Genomic DNA, 12,518 nt, shown 5'->3' on the forward strand with positions numbered 1-12,518 from the left:
TATTTCTTATTTGATACCAAACTATCATTACTAAGAGCAGGTTCGCAATAAAAAATGGGCATGCTGCTGCCCTGTCAGTTGAGTCATGATCAAACTTTCTCTCCCATAAGTACCAACATTAACTTGAAAAAATTCACCCGAAAGGAAGGAGTTGACGATGAGTAAAGTGGTACTGATAACCGGCGCATCCAGTGGCATTGGTGAAGCAACAGCCAGAAAGTTAGTTGCCGGTGGCCATAGATTGATTATCACTGCACGAAGTAGCGATAAACTTGAAAAGTTGACCGATGAGCTTGGCTCTCAAAACGTCCTTGCTGTGGCTGCTGATGCCACGGATTTTGAGGCACTTTCACAGGTAGTAAAAACTGGTGTTGACCATTTCGGACGCCTGGATGCCGTTTTCGCTAATGCCGGCAAGGGTGTGAACGCCGCTGGCACTCAAAATGGTGATCCTGAGGAATGGGATACCATGGTTGATATCAATATTAAGGCGCTGCTCTGGACAGCTAAGCTAACGCTTCCACATCTGAAAGAAACAAAGGGCCATTTCCTGCTCACCAGTTCTGCGGCCGGTAAAGTGTCAATTAAAGGGTCAGTGTACGGAGCGACTAAGTGGTTTGCCTATGGCTTCGGCATGAACCTTGCCGAAGAAATGAAAGAATGGCAGGGCCGGTGTACCACAATATGCCCCGGCATGGTCAATACGCCGTTCTTTGACGAACCCAAAGAAGATAAACTTCAACCTGAAGATGTAGCAGATGCTGTTGCTTTTGCCATCAATGCAGATCCGCGCAATAGTGTACGGGAAATCTATCTAATGCCGGCTAACTGAGTGTCACAGGTAGTAATATAAGTCTGTCTGATTGCTGACAGACTTATAATTACTATTCACCAGAGTGTTACTGCCCTGACACGCCATGTGCTAGGGTTATGGTGTAAAAGTTTAATGAGCACCGGCCATGACAGATACCCGCCTGGCGAAAAAAATCGCATTTCAAATTCTTACCCACTTTGATAAAAGTTACCGGTGGTTCACCCGTATAACCCGTGGCGCAAAAGAGCGCTTTGAAAATGGCGAGTGGTCTGCCACCCAAACCGCGTCCAGAGACAGACTGAACATTTATGAAAAAAGTGTTTCCGACGCGGTAGCTGATATCTATCACCTGGTGGAAGTCCACCAGCGGGATCGCAGCTTCTGGCAGGAATTAAAGGAGTCATTCACCCGCCACCTTGAAACCCATCCCCAGTTTGAGCTGGCTGAAACATTTTATAATTCCATCATCGGCCGTCTGTTCCGTCACCAGAGCTTCGATAATGACGTGATGTTTGTACTGCCCAGCAGGTGCTTTCTTCCCGGCCGCGACAGGGCGCAGGTGATTAACAGCCTCGACACCACGACAACCGTGGCGCAAATGTATGAATCTATTTATAAACTTTACCGCTTCAATCTTGCCTTCGAAGATTATCCACGTGATATGGCTCACCTTGAAACAGCGCTGCGCAAGCGTCTGAATAAGGAACGACTGGCCAGCGTGGAACTGGTGGAAATCCTTAAACCGGTATTTTATCGTGGCAAATCGGCTTACCTTATCGGTCGTATCTGCATGCCCGGCGAAACCCTGCCCTTTGTCATCTCCATGCATACCAATGACAATCAGGAAATTTACGTGGACGCCCTGCTCACCGACCGTCAGGATCTGAGTGTTATCTTCGGGTTTGCCCGCAGCTACTTTATGGTGGATACCCAGTATCCCGCTGAAATCGCCGCCTTTTTGCAGGAGCTGCTGCCGCACAAGAAGCATTTTGAATTGTATATGTCGCTGGGCCATCACAAACACGGTAAAACCGTGTTTTACCGCAATTACCTGCAGCATCTGGAGAACAGCGACGACATTTTTGAGCGGGCACCGGGAACCCGCGGTCTGGTGATGATGGTGTTCCACCTGCCGTCATACGGCGTGGTGTTCAAAATCATCAAAGATGAATTTGCAGAAAGCAAAAAAATTACCCGTCAGCACGTGAAAGACTGCTACAAGATGGTAAAAATGTCGGACCGTGTGGGCAGAATGGCCGATACCCATGAATACGTGAATTTCCGCTTCCCCCTTTCACGCATGCATCCGGACCTGATTCAGGAACTGAAAGACACTTGCGCATCCAGCCTGGAATTTACCGGTGACGAACTTATCATCCGTCACCTGTACATTGAACGGAAGATGACCCCGCTTAATCTGTATCTCCTTCAGGAAACCGATGAAGACAAACTGCGTCACGCCATCTACGAACTGGGTTTGTGCATAAAACAAATTGCGCTGGCGAATATATTCCCGGGCGATATGCTGCACAAGAACTTCGGCATCACCAAAGGCGGCCGGGTAATATTCTATGATTACGATGAAATTTGTCTGATGAAAGATCGTAACTTCAGAACACTGCCCAAGTCCGACGATCCTTACGCTCTGGATACCCTTTCCGTGGCACCCGATGATGTATTCCCCGAACAGTTCGAACACTTTATTGTGGGGAAAAAGCAATTCAAGGACATCCTCAAAGAATATCACGGCGATCTGATGACGCCCGAATACTGGCAAAGTGTGCAGGCAATTACGGCCCGCGGTGAAGTTCAGAATTTTACGCCGTACAATCCGGCCATGCGCTTCAGTAACCGGCGCACCTGAATCATCAGTTTCTCACAGTCTGCTATCATTAAAAGATTGTCATAAAGACTAAATTTAACTGGAAATCGATTATTCTGGTGATCAGGCAAGTACGTTTATGGCGTATTAGTTACTGACATTTCTGATGGTAGAACCACACGTATGAGAGCATTAATAATTGAAGATGATCACACCGTTGCAGATCACATCCGCAATGGTCTTGAGTCGGCCGGACATGAATGCTTTCATCAAAGTGACGGTAAAAGCGGACTGAACCGTGCCCTTGATGAGCAATTCGATCTGGTCATTTTAGATATCATGTTACCTGAGATGGACGGCTTTACGGTGTTGGACAACATCCGTTCCTCGTCTTCCGGTTTACCGGTACTGCTTTTAAGTGCCAAGAGTCAGGTTGATGATAAGGTGCGGGGCTTGCGCTCAGGCGCAAATGATTACCTCACCAAACCCTTTGCCATTGAAGAGCTGCTTGCGCGGGCTGAAGGCTTAACCGGCCGCACTGCCACCAGCGCGAAAGAAACGGAATTATCGGTGGGCGACCTGACCCTGGATTTGCTGCGCCGGAAAGTAACCCGTGGCGACACGGAAATTGATTTGCAGGCCAAAGAGTTCCAGCTGCTTGAATGTTTGCTGAGAAACCGCGGAAAAGTGGTGACCCGCAGCATGCTGCTGGAGCGGGTGTGGAATTATCACTTCGATCCGCAAACCAATTTAATTGACGTTCATATCAGCCGGTTACGACAAAAAGTAGATAAAACGTTTAATATACCCCTCATCGAAACTGTTCGCGGTACCGGTTACCGCATTTCAGAGGGTATCGCTTGATAGCAATTGGTGCGTTTACCCGCAGTTCCAGCTTCAGGGTAGGCGCATTATTTACCGCCCTGTCTTCTGCGGGCATTTTATTTATTCTTTATTTCTGGTCGTTGTCTGACGACGACAAACTGCTTACAGAAGCCCGCGCGGCCCTGTCCGCAGAGCGTTTTGCATTCGGTGAAATTTATGCACAGGGCGGACTTAGCGCCCTCACCTCCAGCCTTGAAGGCCGCGCCGCCAGTTCTGACAACGACTCACTCCTTGCATTGCTCGGACCGGACAACACCATTCTGGCCGGAAACCTGTCGAAACTTCCCCCACTGACCACAGACACCATGCCGGCCATAGTACCGGTGTCGCTACCTGATTATCTCCGTGAAGACATGTCTCTGCGCACAGAAAATCCGGACGCCAGCAACCTGTTGTACGATGTAGTGACTCTGGGCAATCATAAGATCTTTATAGCCCGCAACGTTGAAGCGCTGTACAGCAAACAAAAAATTGGCCGTGCTCTTGGCTGGATCTTCGCCGTCATGCTGGTGATGATTGCAGCACTCAGCTTCGGTGTTGCCCTGTATGTGGTGAACAGAATCAACCGCATGTCTCACACGGCCAGCGACATCATGGATACCGGCGATCTCAGTGCCCGCATGGAAATCGACAGCAACTGGGATGATTTAAGCAAACTGGCTATCGTGTTTAACAAAACGCTGGATAAGATTGAAAACTCGGTAAAAAATATCAAACAGGTTTCAGACAATATCGCCCACGATTTACGCACCCCGCTTTCCCGCTTACGCAGCAAACTGGAACGCATGGATGAAGGGGAGTTACGGGACGAGGCGCTGGCTGAAGCCGACAACCTTCTGGCTATTTTTAACGGCCTGCTGCGTATTGCCGACGTGGAAAGTGAGCGGCAGCGTGCCGGATTCGACAATGTGGCCCTGCATACTGTTGTTGCCGATGTGGTGGATTTATACGAACCTCTGGTGGAAGAGCAGCAGGTATCTCTGACCTGCAATATCGAGCCCGTTGACATTGAAGGTGATATGCACCTGCTGTTTCAGGCATTGAGCAATTTACTGGATAACAGCCTGAAACACGCCAAAAATAACTGCCGTATTGAAGTTAACCTGATGAAAACCTCACACCGGATCATCATCGCTGTTTTTGATTCCGGGAAAGGCCTTCCTCCCCGCGAATTTGAAAACCTCGACCGGCGCTTTTACCGTGCAGAACAAAGCCGTACAACGCCCGGCAATGGTCTGGGCTTATCCATGGTCAGTGCTGTCACATCCCTTCACTACGGCAAGCTCTGGTTTGTCGATAACCCGCTGTGTACTCACAGCGGGTTCGGTGTTGTGATGAGTTTGCCCCTGCGGCAGACAAAGGCAAAACGACCGTCAGCAGATTAATCAGCCGTGATTCAAAATAGCCGGAATGCCGGGTAGCAAACCGACGAGCGCCATTACACTGGTCAGAACAACGAACATGATGCCGGGAATGATCCAGCGGTTCATTTTTGACAGTTCCGCGCTACGTTCTTTACATCCGATTAAGCCCAGATTATCCAGTAGCATGGTAAGTGACCATCCGAATGCAGGGTTTACCAGTGATGAGGCAAATACCACGATGGCTGCCGACTGGGTGGTTTTACCCTCTCTGGTCATTTCCATGCCCGCTTCAAGTAACGGTACAAACACGCCCACAATCAGTGCAACACACAGCACCGGCTCCCAGATAGCAAGATCCATGGGATAACCCAGCAGACCTGCAGCAACACAGAACAGCGCCGTTAAGATAGCGCCGGCGGGAATAGGACGCTTGGCAATAGCAGCAGGAACAATGTACGTCCCCCAGGAAGAGGTGAAGTTAGCACCTCCCATGAGTGAACCGGCCACCTGGCGGGTGGCTGCACTCACCATGGTGTCATCAATGTTCATCTGTACTTTTTCAGTTTTTGCCGGATAACTGATTTTCTGAAACACCTGATGTCCCAGAAAGTCCGGTGACCACATTGCCACAGCCAGCACCGCGAAAGGCAGCACCACGATGAACTGCTCAATACCCGGCAAGCCCAGCATCCAGCCGGTGTTTTCTCCCCACCAGTATGCCGGATTCATATTAGGCAACCCCGGAGAGGTATGAAACTCAAACGGTGCGCCCAGCAAAAAGGCCAGCCCGCCGCCAAGCAGACAACTGAGCGGCACTGCCAGCCAGCGCTTCTTCCAGTGTTCAAGTAAAGCATAGAGTACAATTGTGCTGAGTATTACCACAAAGGCAATGTGCGCCATATCTATACCCTGCGCCCATGCAAACAGCTTTTTCACCTGAGACGTTGTACCGATAAACCCCAGGTACAGCAGAAGTCCCCCGCACACCCCTTTACTGGTCAGGTTAGCCAGCAAACTGCCGCCTTTACTGATCGCCAGCAGCATACCGAAGATCCCGATGAGCAGTCCGAATGCCATGGGATGTCCGCCGGCAGCAACCACTATAGGGATGAGCGGGATAAGCGGACCGTGAGTACCGGCAAGGTTTGCGGTGGGCAGTAAAAAGCCGGAAAACAGTAAAATGAAGAACGCCACAATCACCAGCTCGTAACGCACGTTCTCCAGGATAAATGCATCGCCAAGCCCCAACTGACCGGCAAACGTGGCAGCAATGGCACCTACCATCACCACCTTACCAATGGTGCCGGCGAGTGCCGGAATCGTGTCTTCCCACTCAAAGCGATAATCCCTGAACGGCAAATTCGGCCGCCACCTTTTTGGAGACATGATTTGTAACTCATGCTCAAGGTATTCATCCCGACTTGAAAACTCTGAAGAAGGCTTGTGTTGTTCTGCGTAATCTGAAGTTGAAGGCTGTTGATGATTTGAAGATGGGTTTGTAAACCCGCTACCTGATCCCATACTTTCTCCGCATGTCTGGCTTAAGAAAAAAGCCATCCTAGAGCAAACACCACCCGTCAATTGTTAATATAACTTGAAGAAATAAACACAAAATAAACATTCAAGGACATAAATGGTCGTCGCCAGACAATAAGCAACGGGGAAACCTGCGTTAACAAAGCACAGCAAAGAAGTAACAATGAGAACCTTTAGTTAACATTTTGATAACACCAAGATATAAGCTATTAGTCGTATAGATGCTGTTAAGCGTAATAACTGTACTGATCATCTATCTCTGACCTGCCCGCTGAACCAAAACACCACCGTGCCGTAACGAAAATTGTAACGGGCAACCGCAACATCTGAGTGCATGCCCGCTTCCCGTCGCGTCGTTCTGTGCGCGCACTGTTTCAGACCTCTGCATCAGAGGCCTTTTCTTACAATTTTTAAGAAGGATTTTACTGTGACGACTTCCAGTCAGACTTCTGCCAGCAAGTACACATTATTTGTGTCTGCCCTGCTGGTTTTATGCGGTCTGCCATTGCTTGTTGGCGGTGGCTGGCTCGCTGCCGCAGGTGGCAGCTGGTACTATCTTCTTGCGGGTATTGGCATGCTGATATCTGCATTTCTTCTGGCCAGACAATCACGTGCCGGTGTGTGGATGTATGGCCTGGTTGTGCTGGGCACTGGTTTATGGTCCGCATGGGAATCGGGGCTGGACTACTGGCGCTGGGTACCCAGGCTTGATGTGGTGATGGTGCTGGCGCTCCTGGTCGCCTTAACCATGCCCCGGTTAAAACAACCATTCAGTAAGACGTTGTCTTACACGTATGCCGGCGCATCTGTGGCAATTTTTGTTGTAGCCTTTGCCCTCGCTTTTGTTCCCTACGGCTTTAATCAATATGATGCCGTTCCCGCTACAGCAAAAACCTCATTTTCAACTTACACCGGTCAGCTTGATAAAGCGGATCAACCTGCCAGCGGAGACTGGCCGGCCTACGGACGCGATAATGCTGCTACCCGGTACTCTCCCCTCACACAAATTAATACAGGTAACGTGTCCGGACTCACCCGTGCCTGGGAGTTCAGAACCGGCGAGATGGACGTAAAAAGCTGGGGAGCGGAAACCACGCCTATCAAAGTGAACGACCGGCTTTATCTGTGCTCAGGCCTGAACAATATGTTTGCACTGGATAGTAAAACCGGTAAGCAAATCTGGAAGTACGATGCCGGACTGGATCAAAAAGATATTCCTTACACTGCCGCCTGCCGCGGAGTGGCTTACTACGACACACCGGCCAGTGCGATGACAGAAGGACAGACAACCTGTAAAGCCCGCATTGTCGAAGGCACCCTGGACGGCCGTATTATCGAAGTGGATGCAGATACCGGCAAACCTTGCGAAGATTTTGGCGACCACGGCCAGGTAAGCATCAAGGAGCATATGGGGGAAACTCCCGACGGTTATGTAGCCATTACCGGCGTACCTAACATTGTTCAGGGAGTGATTGTTACCGGCCATCAGGTTATCGACGGACAAGCCCGCTACGAACCGTCCGGCGTCATTAAGGCCTATGATGCAGTGACCGGCGAACTGAAATGGGCATGGGATATGGTTCGCCCGGACATAGACACCATTCCTCCTGAGGGTGAAACCTATACCCGAGGTACACCGAACATGTGGACTACAGGTACGGGCGACAACGAACTTGGTCTGGTTTATTTGCCTATGGGTAACTCAACTGCTGATTACTACAGCTCCATGCGCCGCAAAGAAGAGCATGAATATTCAAGCTCACTGGTCGCTATTGATGTAAACACCGGTAAGCCCGTCTGGCATTTTCAGACCGTGCATGCCGATGTGTGGGATTATGATTTAGGTTCTCAGGTCACTCTGCTCGACTTCCCTGTTGAAAACGGTACGGTGCCTGCGTTGATGCTGCCATCCAAACAGGGCGATTTGTATGTGCTTGACCGCAGAACAGGCAAGCCTCTCACCGGGGTGACTGAAAAACCAGTGGCTCAGGGTGGTGTTGAGCCGGAAGAGCGCTCAGCCACGCAGCCGGTAAGTGAATATCACGCTCTGCGCAAACCACCGCTGACAGCTCAGGATATGTGGGGGATCACGCCATTTGATCAACTGGCATGCCGCATCCAGTTTCAGGAAGCCGCTTATGACGGTATGTATACGCCTCCCACTGTCAATCAACGCTGGATCCAGTATCCCAGCTACAACGGCGGCTCTGACTGGGGAAGCATAGCTATCGACCCTGAGCGCGGCGTTATGATTGCCAATTACAATGATATGCCCATGTATAACAAACTCGTTCCCCGCGACATAGTTGATAAAGAAGGCTGGCTGACCCGTGCAGAAGAGAATGAAAAGTTCGGTGGTCCGGCAGGCGGCGCTGAAGGTGCAGGCGATCCTCAGGTAGGCACGCCCTACGGTATTGATGTGAATGCTGGCTGGCGTCTGCCATTTACCGGCCTACTGTGTAAAGAACCGCCCTACGGCGGGATCCGTGCCATTGATATCGCCACCGGCAAAACCCTGTGGGACAGACCTCTTGGTACCGCCCGTAATAATGGTCCGTTCGGCATTGCCTCTCACCTGCCAATCAATATCGGCACACCAAACAACGGTGGCGCGGTGGTGACAGCCGGTGATTTGATTTTCATTGCAGCAGCCACTGACGGGCTTATCCGTGCTATCGACATAAATACCGGAAGCACGGTATGGCAGGATGAACTTCCCACCAGCGCTCAGGCCAATCCGATGGTGTATGAACAGGACGGCAAAGAGTATCTGGTGATCATGGCCGGCGGCCACCATTTTATGGAAACGCCGGTGGGTGACTATGTCATAGCTTATGCCTTGCCCGATAACATCGCCCGCAATGCTTCCGGTGCAGGTAGTACACCGGGGCAGCTGTGATAGCTGTTTAGTAAGGGGGTATTGCCCTAATCTCAAAAGCTTCCCTTCTCCGCCTGCCGGTGAGGGAAAGCTTTTGCCAGTTTATGTACCGGTCTCTGTTTTTACGGGATAAACCCGGCACACGGAGGAACTTAAACAGCCATCAGGCACAAGCCTTTAGTTTTGAAGAAATTCAGCTAACTTTTGCTTTTGTCGCCCTGCTGCATCGAAGTTATCAGACGCAAGCCAGGCTGCATATCCGGCCCGCATTTTTGCATACTCGTAATCCAGGATTGCATACCATGCGGTATCGCGGTTTCGCCCCTGTGTGACCAGCATCTGTCGGAAAATGCCTTCAAAGGTAAAGCCGAAACGCTCCGCTGCTGCTCTGGACGGGGCATTTAATGCATCGCATTTCCATTCCAGCCGGCGGTATCCGAGTGTAATAAACACATATTCAAGCAGCAACGACATCACTTCTGTAGAAATCGCCGTGCGCTGCATCAAAGGTGAATAAATCAGATGGCCGGTTTCGATTACGCCATTTGTCACATCGATTCTCATCAGAGAAACGGTACCGGCTGCATGACCTGATACTTTGTCGATAACGGCAAAGTGATAAGGATCTTTTTTAGCCTCTATGCCGAGCAGGAAGTCGCGGTATTCCCGCAATGACTCAAACGGCCCGTAAGGTAAATAGGTCCAGCTTCGTCCATCTTCATTTTGCTGAAAAGCATGATACAGGCTTTCAGCATGACGTTGTGCGTCGAGGCGTTCCAGACAGCAAAACTTGCCATCAATGCGCAATGCTGCAGGCGGCTCCACAGGTTGCCAGTCTGGCAAAGCATCGCCAACAGGCTGTCCGTATTCATTCAGTTTCATTTTGTACTTTTGCGGGGGTTAATTTGAACTGATAGAACGCTACCACCGGAACTGTAGTAAGTGCCACTATTCTTTCACATTAAAGCGCAGTCAGGTGGCGACTGAAATTTCAGTCGCCACTTACCGGTATAGAACAGGTAAAGAACAGCATGCAGAAATTTGCAGTTATAAAGCTCTATTGTTTCTGCATAAAAATAGTCACTTCCGCCATGGTGATGCCAAATTTCTTTATATAAGAACGATTCATCATGGTGTCTTCAGACATGCCAAAAAACCAGTCATCAAAGGCAACTTCGTAGGTGGTGTCGTCAACAGGCAAATCCATGCTGTAGGTAAAGTTGAAGGCATTGCCGTAACTGGTGCCCTTTGCGGTTCCCAGAATATCGCCCGCTTCACCGGCGTACCGGCCATTTCCCTGCGGAGTAATGCGCCAGGTGCGCTTTTTCACGCCGTCACCGAGCTGATAAGTGAAGGCCTCTTCAAGAATAAGTGTATCGCCTTCCTGACGGGCGTTTATGTCGACAATGAAGCGCTGCACCACTTCACCTGAACGGTCCTGCACAATGCCCCAGGCTTTAACGTCACCACTGAAAAACTGATACAAATCGAATGCGGGCGTTTGCTGACGGTAGGTATCGCCTTCAGGCGCGCCGGCGCAACCTGCCAGTCCTGTAGCAAAAGTAACAGCAAGTAAAATACGTAAGACTGATTTCATTTTCTCTCTCCGGTCAGAGCTTTGCGAACTGCAGGCTCTGAGGTGTTTTCCGCCAGCCAGATAGCAAAAAATGCGTCAGTAAACGCCTCTTCCTCAACTTTGCCCAGCGGTTCGTCGTTATAATAAAACTGTGTATTTCCCTGACTGTCAGCCACACCCGTCAGGCGGTCACCCTCTTCAACATCGGGAAGCAGCGCTTTCATTTCCTTTTCCCAACGTTCAAGAACGGCTTTATCAGAGATCCCCTGCCCCTTCATCTCTTTCACCGACCGCTCTGCAATGTCTTTGCCGTTAAAATCGCGCAGGTAGGTGAGTTCAAGGGCGAACGGGCGCTTGTCTTGCCAACTACCGTCAGCGGTAAACAACCTGATGTCGTATACATCCCAGAACAGATAGCTGAGCCGTGATTCTCCGGCCAGTTTTGCTTTGTCCGGCCAGAAGTCTCCCTCTGGCTCAGAAACTGGTTCTGCGGCGGCAGAATACACAAATACAGATAAAGCCAGCGCACCGGCCGTTTTCGTAAACATGGGAAACCTCCGTTATCCGGAACAGGTAACTAATAGTGATTACAAGCTTTGCACCCGGCCTGATCATTCATTAACATCTGTTATTGTAGCTGTTCAGAACAATTTGTATTAATGACCTCACCAATTTCTCTGCACGATACCGGAGAGCTATTGCTGCCTTCACCGTTGCAATCATTCCACCCTGACTGGCCGGGTGCGGATAAACTGAATCTGTTTATAAAACGGGATGACCTCATCCACCCGGTCATATCCGGTAATAAATGGCGGAAGCTGAAATATACCTTCAATGCTCTGCCCGCCGGTTGTGAACGCATCATCAGTTTTGGTGGCGGCTTTTCTAATCATCTTCATGCCTGCGGCTTTTTATGTGCATTGTCTGGTTTGCCATTCACGGCGATTGTGCGGGGAGATTACTCAACGAGCCTTACTCCCATGCTGGAAGATTTGTATCGCTGGCAGGCGGACATCCGCTTCGTTGATAAAAAAACCTACAAACTGCGGGATGATCCTGACTGGCTCTCGGCTTTATCTCAACGTTATCCCGGTTCAGTAATCATTCCGGAAGGTGGCAGTCAGCATCTCGCGCTGAAAGGGGTGGCAGAAATTGTTGAAGAATGTGATGTGGAATTTGACCATGTCATCGTCCCCGTGGGCAGCGGCGCAACCCTGGCAGGGTTAATTACCGCACTAAAAAAACCACAGAGCGCAACAGGCATTGCAGTGCTGAAAGGTGAAGCGTACCTTGAATCTCTGGTAGAAAACCTGCTTCCGCCGGACACCGTAATGCCAGCATGGCAGATTCATCATCAGTATCATTGCGGTGGTTACGGCAAAGCGCCGGAAGAACTGAAAGCGTTTTGTAATGATATGCAGCGCAGCTACAACATACCTGTTGAGCCGGTCTATTCAGGGAAAATGTTTGCTGCCGTTAAAGATATGATTGCCAACGGTCAATTTTCCTCTGGTTCTGCTGTGTTATTAGTGCATACTGGAGGTCTTCAGGGCGCACGGTGATGTGATCTGAACGGGCATTTTCCCCGTTTCAATGCACATATTCTGTCATTTAAAAGACTTTGTGCAGGGTTATCTTTTTCG

10 protein-coding genes are annotated in these 12,518 nt (G+C 50.1%); 6 read left to right on the top strand and 4 right to left on the bottom strand.

Annotation, left to right across the window (positions count from 1 at the left end):
- The first annotated feature begins 157 nt into the window (after positions 1-157).
- The 4 genes from AC4PME_RS00360 to AC4PME_RS00375 all read left to right on the top strand — a co-directional run bounded on the left by AC4PME_RS00360 (position 158) and on the right by AC4PME_RS00375 (position 4,906).
- The gene (locus tag AC4PME_RS00360; protein ID WP_474843061.1) at positions 158-832 is read left to right on the top strand and encodes an SDR family oxidoreductase; all 675 of its coding nucleotides are present in this window, start codon (positions 158-160) and stop codon (positions 830-832) included.
- Positions 833-959: 127 nt separating this feature from the next.
- Positions 960-2,678, top strand: coding sequence for a bifunctional isocitrate dehydrogenase kinase/phosphatase (gene aceK / locus AC4PME_RS00365; RefSeq protein WP_491044559.1), 1,719 nt, complete (start codon positions 960-962; stop codon positions 2,676-2,678).
- Between the two features lie 141 nt (positions 2,679-2,819).
- Positions 2,820-3,500, top strand: coding sequence for a response regulator transcription factor (locus AC4PME_RS00370; protein ID WP_119502252.1), 681 nt, complete (start codon positions 2,820-2,822; stop codon positions 3,498-3,500).
- On the top strand, positions 3,497-4,906 hold the full coding sequence (locus AC4PME_RS00375) for a sensor histidine kinase (RefSeq protein WP_491044558.1): 1,410 nt from the start codon (positions 3,497-3,499) through the stop codon (positions 4,904-4,906). Before AC4PME_RS00370 ends, AC4PME_RS00375 begins: the two co-directional genes overlap by 4 nt.
- On the opposite strand, the gene AC4PME_RS00380 is transcribed toward AC4PME_RS00375, so the two are convergent.
- Complete coding sequence (locus AC4PME_RS00380) at positions 4,907-6,406, bottom strand: DUF3360 family protein (RefSeq protein WP_491044557.1); 1,500 nt, start codon at positions 6,404-6,406, stop codon at positions 4,907-4,909.
- A gap of 442 nt (positions 6,407-6,848) precedes the next feature.
- Here AC4PME_RS00380 and AC4PME_RS00385 point away from each other — a divergent pair, with 442 nt between their 5' ends.
- Complete coding sequence (locus AC4PME_RS00385) at positions 6,849-9,320, top strand: membrane-bound PQQ-dependent dehydrogenase, glucose/quinate/shikimate family (protein WP_491044556.1); 2,472 nt, start codon at positions 6,849-6,851, stop codon at positions 9,318-9,320.
- Between the two features lie 156 nt (positions 9,321-9,476).
- Here AC4PME_RS00385 and AC4PME_RS00390 read toward each other — a convergent pair whose 3' ends face one another.
- The 3 genes from AC4PME_RS00390 to AC4PME_RS00400 form a co-directional block, all read right to left on the bottom strand.
- A complete protein-coding gene (locus AC4PME_RS00390) occupies positions 9,477-10,181 on the bottom strand; it encodes a GNAT family N-acetyltransferase (RefSeq protein ID WP_119502256.1) in 705 nt (234 codons plus the stop codon).
- A gap of 175 nt (positions 10,182-10,356) precedes the next feature.
- Positions 10,357-10,896: a DUF3833 domain-containing protein gene (locus AC4PME_RS00395; RefSeq protein ID WP_119502257.1), complete on the bottom strand. Its 540-nt coding sequence runs from the start codon at positions 10,894-10,896 to the stop codon at positions 10,357-10,359.
- Positions 10,893-11,423 carry a chalcone isomerase family protein gene (locus tag AC4PME_RS00400; RefSeq protein WP_119502258.1) on the bottom strand — a complete coding sequence of 177 codons (531 nt, stop codon included), beginning with the start codon at positions 11,421-11,423 and terminating at the stop codon, positions 10,893-10,895. Before AC4PME_RS00400 ends, AC4PME_RS00395 begins: the two co-directional genes overlap by 4 nt.
- A gap of 111 nt (positions 11,424-11,534) precedes the next feature.
- On the opposite strand from AC4PME_RS00400, the gene AC4PME_RS00405 reads away from it, so the two are divergent.
- Positions 11,535-12,437, top strand: a complete 903-nt coding sequence (locus tag AC4PME_RS00405; protein WP_491044555.1) for a 1-aminocyclopropane-1-carboxylate deaminase/D-cysteine desulfhydrase — start codon at positions 11,535-11,537, stop codon at positions 12,435-12,437.
- Positions 12,438-12,518 lie beyond the last annotated feature (81 nt).

Source organism: Alteromonas sp. (genome assembly GCF_984505615.1).